The following is a 16992-nucleotide window of genomic DNA, read 5'->3' on the forward strand; positions in this document are numbered from 1 at the left end:
CTAGCTTTCAAAATCCTTATGATATTCTTGCTCAAGCTTTTCCCAATAGGCAGTGTCTTCTTTAGTAATTTTTCTCAATACACGGCAAGGATTTCCGGCAGCGACTACATCATCAGGAATATCTCTAGTAACAACTGAACCAGAGCCAATAACTACATTCGATCCGATGGCAACTCCTGGATTAATAGTCGTATTTGCTCCCACCCAGACATTGTCTCCTAAGGTTACAGAAGTTCCAAATTCAAGTCCACGAACTCGTACATCTGGATCAATCGGATGGCCGGGTGTATAAATACCTACTCTTGGACCAAACATGACATTCTTTCCAATAGTAACTTTAGCAACGTCCAAAATGACACAGTCAAAATTAGCATAAAAATTCTCACCGATTACTGTATTGCTGCCATAATCGCAACGAAAGGGCGGTTCAATGTATATCTTGTCTCCAGTTTGCTGAAATAACTGCTTCAATAATTCTTGACGATATTCTTGCTGCTCTTCAGTTGTTTGATTAAACAACCGAGTCAATTGCCTGGAGCGTTTACAATCCTTTGCTAATTCTTGATCATCAGCCATATAAAGCTCTTCTGCCAGCATCCGTTCCTTTTGAGTTTTCAATTTTTCTTATTCCTCCCAATTTTTAGTTTCAAAATCAATAAAATACCAATAAGCACCGCAGATAATCCTGCTAAAAAAATAATTGACTCAGCCGTTTGATTATTTACCAAAGCCCCTAAACCATTCCAAAAGAAAGGTGTGGCAAACTGACTCAATGTCATAGATACTGAAATTAAAGCAGTAGCTAAAATCAACTGATGTGGTGGAGATAGTTCATTTACTTTAGTAATAATGTACGGTCCTGTAAACGAGTAAACAAAGTTAAACAATACCGCAGCAATCGCAGAAACGATAAACTGCTGTGAAAAGCTCAAAAGAATAACCAGAGCTCCAGCTGCAAGATAACTAATCGGCAAAAGGCGTTCTCTCCAATAAATAAACAGGCGACCAAACAACAGACCAGCTAACAAACCGCCTAGATTCATTATACTCAAAACTAAACTAGCAGATTGAGCATTGCCGAAATTTTTTTCCATAAACAATTCTGGTAACTTTATTTGTACCGCCCAAATAATCAAAAAAGTAAAAAAACACAATAAGATGTATAGTAACACTGAGTTGCTCAAGCGTTTATTTGAGGTAGCATCAGCTTTCTTTTGAGCAGTCAAACCCGCTGACGGTTCAGGAACTACCTTAGTAAAAACCAATAATATCGGTAGGGCCAATAAATAGACGAGAAATCCCCAATTCCACTTAATACTTATTAAGGAGCCACTCACAAGGAGTAATGCCGAATTCCCCAAAGCAGATATGCCTACTTGATAACCAAGCAAAACAGCTCGATCTTTTCCAGTAAAAAACATACTAATTAAACTGATTGCTAAAGGGGTAAACAAACCGATACCGCCCCCGAGAAACAGGCGGCAAAAAAAGATAAGCACAAAGCTTTTTAAAAAGAAGGGCATAATACCTGCACTAGTGGCAATCACTATCCCTAGTTGAACCGTTCGCTTGACACCAAATTTTTTCGTTATCTGATTGCTAAGCAATGAAAATATACAAGTAGTTAAACTGGGAATAGTTACCAAACTTTCGATCGTACTTTGTGGTAACTGTGGAAACTGCTTCAAAAGTATTGGCAACATCCCTGTTATAGCCGTTGCTGATCCAGTAAGCAATGAAATACTCAACAAAACGGCCTTGAAAGTTACTCGATTTTCATTAAATGTCCCCAATTTATTAGATGAGTTTTTCAGCATTTGATTAAAACTTCTCCCCTCTAATTTCTTGAAATTAAATCAGATTTAAGTGATGCAATCCGTGTATTATTCCGCCATCTTCATTTGATTTTGTTACAAAATCAGCAGCTTTTTTGATTTTATCCGTTCCATTTCCCATCGCTATTCGATAATCAACTGCTTCAAACATTGGTAAATCATTGTTACCATCTCCAAAAGCGTAGGTTGGGACATTTTCTTTCAGAGATAGACTATTCATTAAATTTTTAATCCCTGTTTTTTTGGAATTACCGATGGCTGTCATTGCTACTTAAAAGGGGGTATCACGAATGATAGTTAAATAATTCCCAAAAAGTGTTTGATATAGTTGATCCTTTTCTTCATCCTTAGAAAAGAGATACAACATTAAAATATCTTCTTTACGATAAAAGGTTGGCATAATTTCAGGCAGTGCAGCATTATCTAGTTGATAAAGTCTGACTGCTGCCTCATCAATTGCAGTAATTTTACTTGTTTCCTTTCCATAAAAGGCTAATGGATGATTCAGTCGGTTAGACAGAAGTACTACTTCCTCAATAATTTCCTTTTCAATAGTTGATTGGTAGACGATTTTTTGGTTAAAAACGATTTGACCGTTTAGTCCAATATATGAATGAATATCTCCCCCTGCTGTTAGCTCACGAATTTCCCACGGGGCACGGCCAGTCACTACAACGGGTAAATAGCCATTTTCTGTCAACTTAAATAAAGCTTCTCTATTGGCTGTATTTAAATGAGATCGTTTATCCAATAATGTTCCGTCTAAGTCAAAAAAAACAATTCCTTTGATCATTATTTTCCACTCCTTTTATGTCCTCGATTGCTAAATTCTGATCATCATGTCAGTCTGCTTCCCTTACAAATGCCCGCAAATTTTTAGAGTTATCATTCTTCATAGTGTTTTTCTGTTCAAAGTAAACTGGCGTATCACAAAAAATTCCTTCATTAGATATCAGAAAATGCTCAATTTATAGCGAACGTTGTATTTTTTTGTATATAATGTTTATTATACTATTCACTTTTATTTACAAAAATAATCCATGCACGTTTCAGAAAGGCTTAATCAAATGACAAATCAGCTGGAAAACTCACTAAGATGGTTTGATGAAGGGGATCACATGATTCCATTCGAATATTATCAACCTTTAAAAGAATATCCTAACAACGAAGTTCTTCCCCATTGGCATAGTGGTGCAGAAATTACTATTGTTCATGAAGGAACTGCAAACTACCTTATTGACGGTCAAAAAATTGTTAGCCAAGCTGGAGACATTCTTTTTATTCCGCCCAATAAACTTCATACAGCAACGAATATTAAGCAAACTTCAGAAACATTGGTTTTCCATCTCAATTTTATTGGACTCGAAACACATGATTATTCGGCGATCAACTATTTGAAACCTCTACAAAATGGCAAAGTTCAAAGCATTTACCGTATCAGCAAAGATGTGCCCCATTATCCTATTATTGTTGAACTGGTTCAGACAATTTTCGCAATAATTCATGAGAGAGCTCCCTACTTTGAACTTAAATTGAAAGGCTCCTTATTGTTACTTTTCAATGAGCTGTTCGTAGCTGATTTATTGAAATTCACGATTCCTAAAGACAGCAAAGCGTTGGAAAATCAAAAAATTATGAAGCTTCTGAATTATATTGATGATAATCTCGACAAACCGTTGAAAATACAAGATTTGGCAAAATTCAGTAATTATAGTCCATCTCATTTCATGGCTTTTTTCCGTAAGAATGTCGGAATGACTTGCATTGACTATATTCAATCTCTCCGTATAAAAAAAGCTGAAGAATATTTAAGATATTCCGAGAATACTATTACTGATATTGCTTTAAAAGTCGGTTTCAATAGTCCATCTAGCTTCAATCGATTATTTAAAGCAAAACGTGGGCTCAGCCCTCGTGAGTATCGTCGAACATGGCTAGCTGATGAAGCCTGAAAAGTTTCCTATCCTATGATAATTGAACTATGTTTTCGATTATAGCCTTTTATTCACCAGGAAGCTTGATAAATCCTATTAAAAACTTGTCTAATCCTATGAAGATCAAAAAAAGGCAGCTCGCTTTTAAACGGCTGCCTCTTCTAATGCTGGTTAAATTTTCAATTATTAACGTCTGATGAATATTCTTTACAATACCTTTTGTTTAAAAAGCCCTATATATTGTTTAATAGAATCTTCAATTGCTTTATCGAATTAAAGATTTTCTGAGAACGAACATACTATCTTAAAGCTTTAGTAAAAAGATGAAGATAACAGCACTAATGGTTTGGATTACTCCTACAGATACACCATAAATTAGGAAACGTGGACCTTCTTTTAAAAATTTTTTGAAATCAAGACGCAAACCAATAGCAGCTAATGCGGTTGTCTCAAACCAAGTACTAACAAAATGTGCGCCCGTATCTAAAATATGTGGTAACGGTACGAAGCTATTTAGGATACATGCAATTAGGAATCCTATAACATACCAAGGAACAGGTAATTTCTTACCCTTGGTCACGGGGGAATCACTAACAACAGTATTTTGCTTTACCTTCTGTTCAAAGATAAACACTACTACTACTAGCAACATGATCCGCATAATTTTAAAGAGCATTGCATATTTTACAGTTGCTGTGTCAATTAGACTGGCACCTGCAACTACCTGCCCTACTGATTGAAGGGTTCCTCCTAATAAAGCACTTTTGCCTAATAAATCGTCTCCAAAAAGTGCGATTCCTAAGAATGGTAATGTCAGCATCATTATAGTACCTAAAAGGTTGACTAATGTAATAACCTGACCTTTTTCTTCGTCCTTTGCACCGATTGCTGGAGCAATTGCTCCGATGGCTGAAGAACCACAAACGGCATTACCTCCTGCCATCATTAACCCCATTTTTTCACTAAAACCAAGTTTCTTGCCGATTAGGTAGGCTCCAATGATTGTAATTGTCATCATCAACAGAACATAGATGATTCCTTTTAATCCGATTTCACTGATAGTTTGGAAGGTAACGGTAAAACCTAGCAGTACCACTGAATACTCTAACAGGCGACTTTCTGAGAACTTAGTTCCAACTGCCAAAACTGGCTGACGAAAAATAGTATTTCCTAATAGAATACCTAACAGAATTGCGATAGTTGCACCGCCGATTTCCGGAAAAAATAGGGCTAAAGCTTTACTTACCGCTGCCACCGCGAAGGACAACAGCAGTCCTGGTAAAATTGAATAGTTTTTTGTGTTCATTAAATCATCCCTTTCCAAAATAGATTATACCTGTTTCTAACTATTTTTAGGAATGATTGTTATAATAGTTACTATAAGATATGTAAATGGAAGTGATTACTTTGTTTAAGTTGTTAGAAACATTCCGCGTCGTCTACGAAACGAGAAATTTTTCGAAGGCAGGAGAAATTTTATTTATCTCTCAACCCTCAGTATCTAGTCAAATCAAACAACTAGAAGCAGAATTAAAAACAACCTTGTTTTTACGCAATGGCCGAAAAGAGATTGTTGCCACACTACAAGCGGATTTGCTTTATCAGGGGACTTTGGATTTATTAGAAAATTGGAATGACTTATTAACTGAATTGTCTAGTGAACGAGATCAAACAACAATTTGCCGGATCGGTGCTTCTCATACTTTTGCAGTTTATGTACTGCCTAATCTAATGAAGGAATTGATACCAGAATTTCCTGATATTGCCTTTTCAATTCGTCTCTTGAACTCTATGGAAGTATTAGAAGCGATTAGTAAACATGAGTTAGAGTTAGGTTTTATTGAAAAACCCTTATCCACCGGAAATGCTGAGCGTTTTACGCTAATGGAGGATCAGCTAGTTCTGGCAGGCAAACAGGGAGATACTCCTTGGTTGGTACGTGAAGCTTCCTCAGGGGTTTACTACTATACTAAGCGCTATTTAGAAGAAAATAATTTGACCCCGCCACTTTTAGAGGTTCACAATAATGAGGTCATTCGTGAATTACTGAAATCTGGTATAGGCCGATCAATTATTTCCAAACGCGCAGTTGAAGGTATTCCTTATCAGGAGTTACCCGAAGGTTATCGGAGAAATTTCTATTTATTACAGCGGGAAAATCTAGAGTCTGAAGCGATGACTCGTTGTATTGCTTTTATTCTGAATTGGAGCAGCAAGTATAATTAATAAAGGAAGGTGTAAAAAATGGCCGCAATTTTAAAAGATCACGATTATAGTTTTCGTCAACTGGCGGGTGCCCCTTTTCATGAAATACAATTTGAACGTGTCGATTTTTCAAACGCGAATTTGGAGAAAGCTGACTTTGCGAATTGCTTGTTCATTGACTGTGATTTTTCTTATGCACTGCTGAAAAATACTTCTTTTGAAAGTGCAGATTTGCGGGGCTGCAATTTAGAAGGTGCCGATATTTCTGGTGCAAATATGTATTTTTCTATGCTGGAAGGTGCGAACCTAAAAAATGTTATTTACGATGAGCAGACTCAATATTTCAAAATGTACTGTGCTGAGGACGGTCCGATTATTGGATATAAGAAATGTTTCGATTATCGGATTGTTCAGCTGTTGATTCCTGCTGACGCCCGAAGAACCTCGGCTACTAACAACACTTGTCGTTGCGATAAAGCCAAGGTGTTAAGTATTAAGGATATGTATACTAATAAAGATTACGATGAGGCTATAGCTTATGCAGATGGAAATTTTGTCTACCGCACAGGCGAATGGGTTGAAGCAAAAAACTTCAATCCCGATCGTTGGGTGGATTCCACTAGTGGCATTAATTTCTTTCTCACCCGTGAAGAAGCAGAAGGCTATTTGTAAAGCGCATAAAAAACGAGTAAACTAAAAGCGAGCACAAAAACACAAGGCGGTTGGTAGTCCGCCGCATGAGAATGTCAGTAGCCTTCCCTCCCGGGTCGTCCATTGCTCGAACATCCAAAAAGGGAGGTGTCATCTTGAAGTTAACTATCTACTTTGATGGCAGTTTTTGGTGCGGATTAATCGAGACTGATGAAAACTGTTATCAGGCAATTCGTCACGTATTCGGTCCTGAGCCAAAAGACAACGAGGTTTTTGATTTTGTTTGTCAGCAATTGCCAAAGCTGCTAAATCAGCCAGCTGTTTCAACCACTAAGTCTTCAAAACAAACGAAGAAGCTTAGTCCAAAACGAATGCAGCGTCTGATTAATCGAGAAAAACGGCAACCAGTTCTTTCTACCAAAGCACAGCTTGCTATGCAAGAAATGCGAGAAGAACTGAAATCAGCTCGTCGTTCGAAAACTAAAGCGCAAAAGGAACAATTAGCGCAGGAACGGTTTCAGCAGCGGCAAGAAAAGAAACGTCAGAAAAAACGAGGTCATTAACCCAAAAAACGCGCAGGTTCCTAGAGCTTGCGCGTTTATCTTTCTTCAAAATGTAAAACCGTCCGATCGTTTAGAGACTGTAAATCACGACAGTTTTTCCCGTGAATTTTTTCAAAGGCAGCTACTTGCTCCTCCGAAACAGTCATGGTCTGCTGGAGAACATACCATTCCACATTTTCAGTCAATGGTGGTGTAGTTAATGAGCCAAGATAGTGATAGTAGCTTTTATCACTAGGTAATAAAGCATCTACTGCACATTCTCCCTCCGCTTTTTCTTGAGCAAACTGGTGCAGAACCTGCTCAAAGGCTGGATTGTGATTTCCTAGAGTATAAAGTACAGCTACTACCGCTGTTTGCCCATTGGAAGCTCGATAAAGAAAATGCCCTTCTAAAGGAAAGTGCTGATGATTAATCGTATGTTCGCTTTCCGCATGAAAATGCATTTGAACTAATGAAAATCGCCGGCCATTCAAACGAGCTTTCCCCTGACACAGCAACTGTAAGTTTTGTCCATTATTTAAAAATGACCGCTGCTTTGAATTGAAAAACAATTTTAAGCTGGAAGCTTCCTTTGCGGTAACCGTTTTTACTTGCATGGAATCAATATTTATTGGTGATTGCAGCGTCCCAGCCTCTGGGAGCCAATCATTTTGTTCATGATAATCTATCAAAAATCGTGCTGGCAAATCGATCACCCCAAAAAAATATTTTTACAAGCATATCATTTTTTTGAGGAAAAGAACATCAAATTGCCTAAATCTTTTTAAGCCAAGTGACTAAATCTAGGTAAACTTGCTCTTTTTGCCGTTCATTCAGTACTTCATGTCTGGCATTTTCATACAAATGAACCTCTATTCGTTCCAAACCAGCTGCTTGATAGGACTTTGCTGCCTTCAAAACACCTTTCCCATAATCACCAATAGGATCCTCTTTGCCAGATAAAAAAAGCAATGGTATATTCGCAGGTAGTTGCCTGATCCTTTCCTGGTCTTGGGATCCGATAATTAATGAAAATAATTCCTGATACCCACTTAGCGTAAACAAAAAACCACATAGTTGGTCCGCCAAGTACTTATCTACTTCATCTGGCAAACTAACCAACCAATCTTTTTCCGTGCGATGCGGTGAAATTCGTCGATTATTTCCACTGAAAGCCACACGATCAATCAACTGACTATGGTGAGTTTCTCCTTGGAATTTTGCCAAATTTTTAGCTAACGCTCGGCCTGCTTTTGTTAACCACTTGGGTTGCTGTCCTGTTCCAACAATAATTGCACCATCTAATTCATTTGCATACTCATACAAATAATTGCGCAGCACAAAGGAACCCATACTATGCCCTAAACAAAAATAAGGTAAATTAGCAAATCGTTTTTTTGCATATTGAGTCACTTGATGAAGATCCGTCACTAGACCATTTTCAATCGATTTGTCATGAAAATGACCATAAAGGTCATGGTTTATTGATCCTCCATGACCTAAATGATCATGACCAACCACGACAATTTGATACTGGTTTAAATATTCAGCAAATGTTTCATAGCGTAAAATGTGTTCAGCCATCCCATGACTTAGTTGCAACACTGCTTTAGGATTTTCACAACCCCATAAATACCCCTGTAGCTGCGCTTGCTGGTCGATCGATGGCAATTGGAATGATTCTCGCATCCTTCTTCCGCCTTTCTGAAAATACAAACTGAAATTCTATTACTATGTGAACAATACTTAGTGGAACCACTTTAACATTGCTGACATTAGGAACTGTAAGAAATATCCGTGTTAATGCTTGCCGAGTTTGCAGAGTCCTTCTAAACTCCATCCTTGGTAGGAGGTAAATTTTGTTAAAAATGGTACACTATAGTTAAAGGAGAGATGAAATATGTCTTGCTTAGGCAATATAATATGGTTTATTTTTGGAGGTTTGATTGGTGGCATCACATGGTGTCTAGCCGGCATGCTTTGGTGCATTACCATTATTGGGATTCCAATCGGACTACAATGTTTTAAATTTGCTAGTTTAAGTTTTGCCCCTTTTGGTAAAGACGTTGTTTACCATACTACTGGAATAAACTTTATTGTTAATATTATTTGGTTGATTGTTTCAGGTATTCCTTTGGCAGTAGGCCATTTAATCAGTGCATTTTTCTTATGCATTACAATCATTGGAATTCCCTTTGCAGCTCAATCATTAAAATTAGCTCGTCTAGCGCTAATGCCTTTTGGAGCTGAAATTGTGTATAGCAGATAACCAGATACGATCTTTTATCTGGTTTTTTTCGGCCCCAAAAAGAGATAGAGTTGTTCCCACGCTGCTAAAATCAAAGGCAGGGTTACTTGTGCACTCACTAATTCTTTGCCTAACTGTTTGCGTTAGTATACAGTCTACTATTATTGACCCCAAGAATAATTATAAGCAGCAATAAACGAGTCTTTTTTTCTACCTCCCTCTTAATTTTAGCTTGACTATACATTTTCCACAAGCCTATCCGTTTAATGAACTAGTTATGCTCATTCATGAAGGTATAAAGGAATTACTTAAATAGAGTCCGATTCTTCTGGAGCGTCTGATAATTGTCGATGAATTAGAGGAGTTGTTTATCAAAGAAACTTATATTAAAAAATTGAAAACAGTTTGTATAAAACTGTTTGAACTTAAAAATACCCATCCTGCGTGCCTAAAAAAGCAAGAATAGGTATTTCTTAGAATAAATTATTTTGCATTTTAAGGTAAAATAGCTAATTTACTTTGCAGTCACAGGTTCTTCTAAAAAGAATGTTTTATAGTTCCCTTCCTTCTGCTTCAAAACCATCATGATTTTTTCCATCAAAAGCATAAACCTTCTTTAAAAGTTTCCAAAGTGTTTCTAGTTCTTCATCAGAAAAATCACTAAATAGTTCCTGTAAAAAAAACCACCCCTGTTCACCGCTTTGCTGGAAAACGGTTCTTCCCGTTTCTGTGATAACTAGATTGACCGATCGACCATCTGTCGCATTTTTTTCCGCCTGTAAGTAACCTTTACTCTTTAAATTATTGATAATTTGAGCCGTACTTTGTTTCGTGGCTCCTAATTTTGAAGCAATTGCATTTAAACTAGCTTCTCCCTCTGGTAGATGAGCGATCGCGATAAAAGTCATCATCTGTCTTGAGGTCAGCTTTTCAATTGCCTCGTCTCCTGCTGTTTGGATTTTGTTAGTTACCGAAAAAAGAGTGGCGTAGGTTTGGGAAATCAGAAACAGGCGCTGCTTGTCATCCATAACTTTTCTCCTTTTATAATCAGTATACTGACCATCATAACATACGAATCTCTTTATTTTCAGTTGTTAGCTAACCTTTTTAGAAATCAAATAGTCATGGAGAAAATAGATACCTAAACACAAAAGGAACAATAATCCCGATACAGATAACTGATTAAAATCTGGCGGATAAACATCACTAAACGAGTTAAACCCTGCATGAAGCAATATACAAAGTAAGGTACTTTGATATTTATTCCAAATAAGCGTAAGCAAAAGTGCTAAGCTGAAAACCCACAAAGCGAAAACGAGGAAATTCATTTTATCCTGACCCGATCCTGTTACTAACCACAAAGGAAGATGCCAACACAACCAAATAGCAGCTACGAAGCAAGTAGAGATAAAGCGTGAATATTTTTTCTGCATCTCTGGAAGCAAATATCCACGCCAGCCAACCTCTTCTAATCCTCCACCAAAAAAGATCATGATAGGTAACTGTTGCAAAGCTACATAGACTGGGGCCACTTGCTTGCTAGTACCCAGAAGCACTGGGAAAAAGCAAAATGCCCAGGCTAAGAAACCCACTAATAAATAAGCTGAGATCGGCTGCTTGATATTAGCAATACCATGCTTGAACTGATGATATTCTTCTTTTGAAGCGTATTTTCTCTGAACGATCCAGGCGCTAAACATCGGACTGGCAGCTCCTAAGCTATATAGAGAAAGTCCGATTGGTGAAAATAATTCAATACCAGCAGTTTTTATCAAAAAAAACTACTAAAAGCCAGCAACTCCACGAAATAGCAAACGTTAAAATAAGATATCTTAGCATGTTGTTCAATTTCATCTGCCTCCTTGATGGTCAACTATCTCTACGACTTCTTTTACAGCTTTCATAAATACTGCTGGCTCCTCCATGTTTGGACTATGGGCTGAATTCTCAAAAGTATAAAATCCCTTTTTAGGAGCGTCTACCCTTTCGTAAAATTCTTTGGCCAGCTCATAAGAAACTTGATAATCATACTTCCCATGTAAAAAATAAACAGGCACATCGACTTTAGGAACAGTTTTCACTAGATTATCCTCCGAATAATCAGGTGTATCCAGTTGTTGGTTAGAAATGGCCATTCCCTGAATTGCTTGCCATTTCTCCTTAGAGGTATACCCTTTAAAGAACAACAAGTTCTTCAGCAATTTCATCGTAGCCGGACCGTCATGTCGAATTCCCACTCCGTATTCTTCCAATAACATATTATACGCTGGTGCCTCTGGGTCAAAAGTAGCTAGTTTTTTCAGGGCTTTTTGATCATTCTTTTCTTTGGCTTGATCACGCAAATATTGATAAGCTCGTTTTTGTCCTTCCTTTTGATGGATCACTTGACCAACTCCCAGATAAGCTACATAGTTTTCCGGATACTTTTGAGCAGTTTTGAGACCAATATAAGAACCAAATGAATGTCCCATCAAAAATATTTGCTGTTTATCAAAGCGTTTTTGTAAATATTTCGTTACTTCTACTGTGTCTTGAATTAAGTTACTGGTAGTTAATGTTTCTTTTTTCAGACCCTTGGGATTCGACATACCAGTTCCCCTCTGATCCCAGTAACAAACGACGAATTCTTTCTCCAATCGGTCTTGAGTTTCCCATGCATGCGACATAGCAAACTCGGGCGTTCCAGGTCCACCATGTAAAAATAATAGGACGGGCTTGGTTTTGTCTTCGCCTCGAATGAACATCCCCTGCTGTACACCACCAATTGACATAGATTTTTTCTCATTAATACTGCTAGATATAGGTTGGCCTTCCGTATCAGTTAATTGAGGTGTTTTTCCAGGACTGTTCACAAGTAGAATTAGCAATGCGCTAATCATTAAAATCACAATTACTCCTAAAATAATAGCAAAAAATCTTTTCACTCTCATCATTTCTCCTCCACTTCATATAGTCATTATAATTACTAATTTACCATAAACTTAAAATAAGCAATCAGACTTTAGATGTAGAAAAAGCACAATGCAAGAAAATTTCTCATGCATTGCGCCTTTTAATTATATAAACGATCTTTTAATCATTTATTTCCATTCCGTATTTGCTACAAACTTGACTTTTGTATTTTCTGAAGAGTAGGCATAATACGCTTAGTCTGCTAGGAATGATTATGGATTGATTTTTCACTAGCAGCTTGCTGGACAGTAATTTGTACCAACGTATCAGACCTTATTGCATTGTAGGTGACTCCAGCGGGCATAAGAAAACATAATTGCGTAAAAAACGGTCTTGCATCTTTTCAAATTACATTAAAGAGCCCCATTAATAAAATGATTGAAGGGTTTCATTAATCGAAAAATTTTCACCGCTTCACCAACAAAATCCTGAGATGACAGCAGGACTTCATCTGTCAGATTGTAAGATAAGTGCCAACTTTTATGCTTTAACCATTCCGCTAACTCACTATCCTTATATTCCTCAAAGCCACGTGGAATTCTTTTTAATTTCGTGCCTAATACTTCGAAGGTCCTTGCAAATTCTGGCTGGTTAATGATGCTCAAAAATTCTTCTGGTTTGCGAATAATTCGAGTTCGAATGGCATTCGTTACCTCTGACATGCCATCCGCATAAAAACCTCCGCCAAGAAACGAACGATCTCCTGGCATTAGAAAAAGGTAATAACCTACCGGAATAAAATCTTTGCCATTGGGAGCAATGTTGGCTCGAAAAGCCGGCATGTATGGTGTTTTATCTTTAGCGAATCGAATATCTCGATTCAATCGATACGTTAGATTCTTTGGTTCATGTAATGAGATTGTTGCGTCCATCTTCATTAATTCAGCGTTTAGCTCATGGACTAGCTGTTCAAACATTTGCAAAGCAGCTAGGCGTTCCGGTTTATGAGCATGAAACCATTCCCGATCATTGTTTTGCTGCAGCTCGCTTAAATAGTAAAATATTTTTTTCATAACTTCCCCCATTTTTTCTATTATCTCCTAAAAATTCATCCATTTTACTGAAGTGTACCGAAGTTTTTAAGTTTTTCAATAAATGTCAGCTTTTTTAAGGTAAGCGGCCTATCTAGCCTTAGTTTTTAAAGAAATCCAACTTCCTTAATCCACCTCTGCTTGTGAAAGACGATGCAGAAATTGGTTAAAGATCTCTTGTTCATTTCCTAATTGTCCAAAGAATCGGCAATCAATTTCCTCAACAATTTTCATGGCTTCCATCATCAGTTGGGTACCCTCATCAGTTAGCTGAACAGATTTTGCTCGTGCATCCTCAACAGAGAGAGCTCGTATTACTAATTTCTTCTTCTCAAGATTCTTAATAATTGTTGATATAGTCATCACATCAATATCCGAGGTGTCAGCAATATTGACTTGAGTAATCTCCTGATCAAACTGAGCTAAATAACCTAAAGAAGCAATTACCACAAACTGAGGATGCGTTAAATCAATCTGCGACAGAGCAGCCTTGATTTGTCGATGCCAAATATTATAAACTCGGATGAAAGAAAAGCCGACTGAATGATCTGACCCACCTTGATATTTTGATGGAAATAGACTCATCTGGCTGCCTTAATCAACGCAAAGACCGATGCTGGCACATCAGAAAAAATACCGAGCAAGAATTGACTGTCTTTCACATTCTCCTTATGGTGAACTGCTTTGAACTCTACTGAATGCCGAATACAGGTTTTTTCTCCTAGTCTTTCCAGTTCGTGATGGAATGAAATAGTTCCAGCATGTGGAATAGTTGTTTCATCAGTAAAATATTCATTTGTTTTGACTGAAGTTAATGTAAAAGCCATTGGTGGTTGTCCATCTAACGTCATTTCACCCGTCGTTCCGGTTTCGAATGCTCCTTCTAAAGAAATCTTTTGCAAATCATCTTCCCATTTATACCAGTTGTTTACTTCAGCATAGTATGGCCAAATTTGTTCCGGTGTTAATTCTGTCTCAACTTCAAAGCTAAATTTCATCGTCATTCTCCTTTTTAATAAGCATACTTATAATATATACACTTATTAAAATGAAGTCAATCAATACTTAAGAGGTTTATCGAAGAAATGCCTTGAAATAGGATCTAAACTTCTATTTCTCTGAACAAACAAAAGACCTGTGACTTCTTAGGTCACAGGTTCCGACAAACAAATAAGTGGTGTGGCTGAAGCAGATCCTTTGGAAGTAAGCCAAATTAATCATAAAATAAGGACAAGTCATTTTCGAAGTATCATTCCTATTTTTTAGTGCTTGTGCTTCTGTCGCACTCTTATATAAATGGCAGTTGATAGAAGTTTTTTTAACTTCTAATACACTCTTGAAATATGCAATGTTAAGTATAGCAACTCATCTTGATTCACTGAAGCATCCATTTCTTCTTGGACATACTCTTTGATCTTTACGGCTGCCCGATATTCTTTAGGAAAGCGTTGCTTCACTGAAGCTAATAAAAAATCATCTTTTTCTGGAAGTTCTTCTTTTTTTATCATCCGGGCAATGAAAAACTGCAAATGAGTAACAAATCTTAGATAGAGCATGGAATCCTTGTCAATTTGCTTTTCAGGAAATAAATAGCTTAACATGGTCAATATATCCTTTAGAGCTCTCACGGAAAGCATAGTTTCTTCCATATTCGTTTGCTCACTTTGAGCATTTACAATATGAAAAGCAATGTTTCCAGCTTCTTCTTCTGGCAACTGAACATTCATCTTTTTGTTAATTAGTTCAATAGCGTAGCAGCCCACTGCAAATTCCTTTGGATAATACTTTTGAATTTCAATCAGCAAACGATTTTGAAAAACAATACCCTTTTGACTGCGTTCAATCGCATACTTCAAGTGATCAACCAGCGTAAAAAATAAACTTTTATTCAGTTTAAAGTCAAACCTGCTGTTAGCATAATCAATAATTCGTTTCACGCAAATAATTAGATCATCCGAAGCATCCTCAAACAATTTGATGTAATCCTTTTTTAGAGCGTCAGAAAGTGAATCTAATTTAAATACTTTTTGGATTTTATCAGCTGGAACAAGATCGCCTTTCTTGAGTTGAAATCCGATCCCTTTTCCCATTAATATCACCTCTTTGCCTTGTTTATCTAAGCAAAGAATTAAACTATTGTTTAACGTTTTAGCTACTCTCATTAGATTCACCGCCCCCTCTAAGCTAAGCCATTTCGAGCAATTAATTCTTGGTACCAAAAGAAACTTTCTTTTCTCATTCGTTTTAATTCTTTAAGGTCCCCATCCGTTCGGTCAACATAAATAAATCCGTAACGTTTATTAAAACCTTGATGAGTACTGACAACATCAATCGCTGACCAAGGCATATAACCAAAGACATCGACACCATCTGTTAAAGCTTCCTGAATAGCCAAAATATGTTTGGCTAAATAATCAATTCTATCCTGATCATTGATTCGCCCGTCTTCATCCACTATATCTGGAGCTCCGTATCCATTTTCGGTAATTAAAATAGGTAAATCATACCTGTCATATAGTTTTCTTAGGGTTAGTCTCAATCCAGTAGGGTCAACTACCCAGCCATAGGGCGTTTTATCAACATAAGGATTCTCTGCTGCTCGGTAGACGCCTTCTTCCCCCAACATAATTTGTTGATCCCCTGCTCTAGCGGAGACGTCTGATCCATCATTCTTACTAGCAGCGATCGTGGCAGTTGAATAGTAATTAATCGCAATAAAATCGGGTTTTCCGGAACATAATATTTCCTGATCCTCTGCTTCAATTTTAGGATATAATCCGCGATCATTCAAATAGTTTTCAAACAAATAATTGTATTTCCCACGAACTGCTGCATCCAAGAAGGACCAGCCTCTTAATGTTTCCCAATTATGGGCTGCAATTGCATCTTCCGGACTTGAAGTAGCCTGATACATAGCAGTCAAATTGATAGCTGGACCGATTTTTCCTTTAAGATTCAACTGATGGTACAAGTGAATCACTTTAGCTTGAGCCAATAAAACATGGTGGTTAATTTGAAAGAGTTCTTTTTTTGAAGGCAGCTGTCCACTAAGTGGTAGACCGATTGCACCAGGATGCAGGATCATGGTGTTTTGTTCGTTAATCGTTAACCAATAGTTTACCTTATGACCGTATTCATGAAATAGTATTTTTATATAATCGACGAAATGTTCAATGGTCTCCCGATTTAACCAACCACCTTGTTCCTCTAAAAAATAAGGTAAATCGAAATGGTACATGGTTACGATGGGTTCAATTCCCTGATTCAAACATTCATCAATAACTTGATGATAAAAAGAAATCCCCTTCTGATTCACTTTGTTGTTTTCAATATCCATGATCCGAGTCCAAGCGATGGAAAAGCGAAAAGCCTTCAAACCCAATTCTTTGAACAGTTGAATGTCCTCTTTATAGTGATGATAAAAATCCGAGGCTACTTCAAAGTTGGCTACCCCTTCTGTATGCTGATACTTGTCAATAATTGATGGCTGCTTTCCATCTTCTTGATAAGCTCCTTCTGCTTGGTAAGCACTAATGGAGGCTCCCCATAAAAAATTCTCTGGAAATGCTGAAAGCTGTTTGTACTGCACGAAAA

The 16992-nt window shown here is 37.3% G+C and carries 18 protein-coding genes and 1 pseudogene; 5 read left to right on the top strand and 14 right to left on the bottom strand.

What is annotated here, in order from left to right; genetic code table 11:
- The 3 genes and pseudogenes from IGI49_RS24500 to IGI49_RS24510 form a co-directional block, all read right to left on the bottom strand.
- The gene (locus IGI49_RS24500; RefSeq protein ID WP_429965042.1) at positions 1-618 is read right to left on the bottom strand and encodes a sugar O-acetyltransferase; all 618 of its coding nucleotides are present in this window, start codon (positions 616-618) and stop codon (positions 1-3) included.
- Positions 615-1817, bottom strand: a complete 1203-nt coding sequence (locus IGI49_RS24505) for an MFS transporter (protein WP_429965041.1) — start codon at positions 1815-1817, stop codon at positions 615-617. The genes IGI49_RS24500 and IGI49_RS24505 overlap by 4 nt, the downstream gene beginning before the upstream one ends.
- A 34-nt stretch (positions 1818-1851) precedes the next feature.
- A pseudogene (locus tag IGI49_RS24510) lies at positions 1852-2628 on the bottom strand (Cof-type HAD-IIB family hydrolase).
- A 274-nt stretch (positions 2629-2902) separates the two neighbouring features.
- Between IGI49_RS24510 and IGI49_RS24515 the strand changes: the two are divergent.
- Positions 2903-3787: an AraC family transcriptional regulator gene (locus tag IGI49_RS24515; protein WP_429965040.1), complete on the top strand. Its 885-nt coding sequence runs from the start codon at positions 2903-2905 to the stop codon at positions 3785-3787.
- A gap of 286 nt (positions 3788-4073) precedes the next feature.
- Here the strand turns inward: IGI49_RS24515 and IGI49_RS24520 are convergent, their stop codons facing one another.
- Positions 4074-5075, bottom strand: a complete 1002-nt coding sequence (locus IGI49_RS24520) for a YeiH family protein (RefSeq protein ID WP_429965039.1) — start codon at positions 5073-5075, stop codon at positions 4074-4076.
- Between the two features lie 101 nt (positions 5076-5176).
- Here IGI49_RS24520 and IGI49_RS24525 point away from each other — a divergent pair, with 101 nt between their 5' ends.
- The 3 genes from IGI49_RS24525 to IGI49_RS24535 all read left to right on the top strand — a co-directional run bounded on the left by IGI49_RS24525 (position 5177) and on the right by IGI49_RS24535 (position 7188).
- A complete protein-coding gene (locus IGI49_RS24525) occupies positions 5177-5995 on the top strand; it encodes a LysR substrate-binding domain-containing protein (protein WP_429965038.1) in 819 nt (272 codons plus the stop codon).
- 18 nt (positions 5996-6013) lie between these two features.
- Positions 6014-6646 carry a pentapeptide repeat-containing protein gene (locus IGI49_RS24530; RefSeq protein ID WP_429965037.1) on the top strand — a complete coding sequence of 211 codons (633 nt, stop codon included), beginning with the start codon at positions 6014-6016 and terminating at the stop codon, positions 6644-6646.
- Positions 6647-6780: 134 nt separating this feature from the next.
- Positions 6781-7188, top strand: coding sequence for a YjdF family protein (locus tag IGI49_RS24535; RefSeq protein WP_429965036.1), 408 nt, complete (start codon positions 6781-6783; stop codon positions 7186-7188).
- 35 nt (positions 7189-7223) lie between these two features.
- Here IGI49_RS24535 and IGI49_RS24540 read toward each other — a convergent pair whose 3' ends face one another.
- On the bottom strand, positions 7224-7874 hold the full coding sequence (locus tag IGI49_RS24540) for a carbonic anhydrase family protein (RefSeq protein ID WP_429969607.1): 651 nt from the start codon (positions 7872-7874) through the stop codon (positions 7224-7226).
- A 67-nt stretch (positions 7875-7941) separates the two neighbouring features.
- Positions 7942-8856, bottom strand: coding sequence for an alpha/beta fold hydrolase (locus tag IGI49_RS24545; protein ID WP_429965034.1), 915 nt, complete (start codon positions 8854-8856; stop codon positions 7942-7944).
- Positions 8857-9067: 211 nt separating this feature from the next.
- Here IGI49_RS24545 and IGI49_RS24550 point away from each other — a divergent pair, with 211 nt between their 5' ends.
- Complete coding sequence (locus tag IGI49_RS24550; RefSeq protein ID WP_429965033.1) at positions 9068-9436, top strand: YccF domain-containing protein; 369 nt, start codon at positions 9068-9070, stop codon at positions 9434-9436.
- A gap of 530 nt (positions 9437-9966) precedes the next feature.
- Here IGI49_RS24550 and IGI49_RS24555 read toward each other — a convergent pair.
- The 8 genes from IGI49_RS24555 to IGI49_RS24590 all read right to left on the bottom strand — a co-directional run bounded on the left by IGI49_RS24555 (position 9967) and on the right by IGI49_RS24590 (position 16987).
- Complete coding sequence (locus IGI49_RS24555) at positions 9967-10443, bottom strand: MarR family winged helix-turn-helix transcriptional regulator (protein ID WP_429965032.1); 477 nt, start codon at positions 10441-10443, stop codon at positions 9967-9969.
- A gap of 66 nt (positions 10444-10509) precedes the next feature.
- Positions 10510-11115, bottom strand: coding sequence for a CPBP family intramembrane glutamic endopeptidase (locus tag IGI49_RS24560; RefSeq protein ID WP_429965031.1), 606 nt, complete (start codon positions 11113-11115; stop codon positions 10510-10512).
- 150 nt (positions 11116-11265) lie between these two features.
- On the bottom strand, positions 11266-12345 hold the full coding sequence (locus IGI49_RS24565; RefSeq protein ID WP_429965030.1) for an alpha/beta fold hydrolase: 1080 nt from the start codon (positions 12343-12345) through the stop codon (positions 11266-11268).
- 375 nt (positions 12346-12720) lie between these two features.
- On the bottom strand, positions 12721-13380 hold the full coding sequence (locus tag IGI49_RS24570; RefSeq protein WP_429965029.1) for a DUF2461 domain-containing protein: 660 nt from the start codon (positions 13378-13380) through the stop codon (positions 12721-12723).
- Positions 13381-13524: 144 nt separating this feature from the next.
- A complete protein-coding gene (locus IGI49_RS24575; protein WP_429965028.1) occupies positions 13525-13983 on the bottom strand; it encodes a MarR family winged helix-turn-helix transcriptional regulator in 459 nt (152 codons plus the stop codon).
- Positions 13980-14396 carry a hypothetical protein gene (locus IGI49_RS24580; RefSeq protein ID WP_429965027.1) on the bottom strand — a complete coding sequence of 139 codons (417 nt, stop codon included), beginning with the start codon at positions 14394-14396 and terminating at the stop codon, positions 13980-13982. Before IGI49_RS24580 ends, IGI49_RS24575 begins: the two co-directional genes overlap by 4 nt.
- Positions 14397-14723: 327 nt before the next feature.
- A complete protein-coding gene (locus IGI49_RS24585; protein ID WP_429965026.1) occupies positions 14724-15560 on the bottom strand; it encodes a PRD domain-containing protein in 837 nt (278 codons plus the stop codon).
- Positions 15561-15577: 17 nt separating this feature from the next.
- A complete protein-coding gene (locus IGI49_RS24590; protein WP_429965025.1) occupies positions 15578-16987 on the bottom strand; it encodes a glycoside hydrolase family 1 protein in 1410 nt (469 codons plus the stop codon).
- Positions 16988-16992: the final 5 nt, after the last annotated feature.

This window comes from Enterococcus sp. AZ071 (assembly GCF_050499065.1).
GTDB lineage: Bacteria > Bacillota > Bacilli > Lactobacillales > Enterococcaceae > Enterococcus_A > Enterococcus_A ferrettii.

What these genes read in the sequence shown, in the direction of transcription:
- IGI49_RS24505 (WP_429965041.1), bottom strand. Translation starts at nt 1,817, where the DNA reads ATGCTGAAAAACTCATCTAATAAATTGGGGACATTTAATGAAAATCGA.
- IGI49_RS24515 (WP_429965040.1), top strand. Translation starts at nt 2,903, where the DNA reads ATGACAAATCAGCTGGAAAACTCACTAAGATGGTTTGATGAAGGGGAT.
- IGI49_RS24520 (WP_429965039.1), bottom strand. Translation starts at nt 5,075, where the DNA reads ATGAACACAAAAAACTATTCAATTTTACCAGGACTGCTGTTGTCCTTC.
- IGI49_RS24530 (WP_429965037.1), top strand. Translation starts at nt 6,014, where the DNA reads ATGGCCGCAATTTTAAAAGATCACGATTATAGTTTTCGTCAACTGGCG.
- IGI49_RS24545 (WP_429965034.1), bottom strand. Translation starts at nt 8,856, where the DNA reads ATGCGAGAATCATTCCAATTGCCATCGATCGACCAGCAAGCGCAGCTA.
- IGI49_RS24550 (WP_429965033.1), top strand. Translation starts at nt 9,068, where the DNA reads ATGTCTTGCTTAGGCAATATAATATGGTTTATTTTTGGAGGTTTGATT.
- IGI49_RS24555 (WP_429965032.1), bottom strand. Translation starts at nt 10,443, where the DNA reads ATGGATGACAAGCAGCGCCTGTTTCTGATTTCCCAAACCTACGCCACT.
- IGI49_RS24560 (WP_429965031.1), bottom strand. Translation starts at nt 11,115, where the DNA reads ATGTTTAGCGCCTGGATCGTTCAGAGAAAATACGCTTCAAAAGAAGAA.
- IGI49_RS24565 (WP_429965030.1), bottom strand. Translation starts at nt 12,345, where the DNA reads ATGAGAGTGAAAAGATTTTTTGCTATTATTTTAGGAGTAATTGTGATT.
- IGI49_RS24570 (WP_429965029.1), bottom strand. Translation starts at nt 13,380, where the DNA reads ATGAAAAAAATATTTTACTATTTAAGCGAGCTGCAGCAAAACAATGAT.
- IGI49_RS24575 (WP_429965028.1), bottom strand. Translation starts at nt 13,983, where the DNA reads ATGAGTCTATTTCCATCAAAATATCAAGGTGGGTCAGATCATTCAGTC.
- IGI49_RS24580 (WP_429965027.1), bottom strand. Translation starts at nt 14,396, where the DNA reads ATGAAATTTAGCTTTGAAGTTGAGACAGAATTAACACCGGAACAAATT.
- IGI49_RS24585 (WP_429965026.1), bottom strand. Translation starts at nt 15,560, where the DNA reads ATGAGAGTAGCTAAAACGTTAAACAATAGTTTAATTCTTTGCTTAGAT.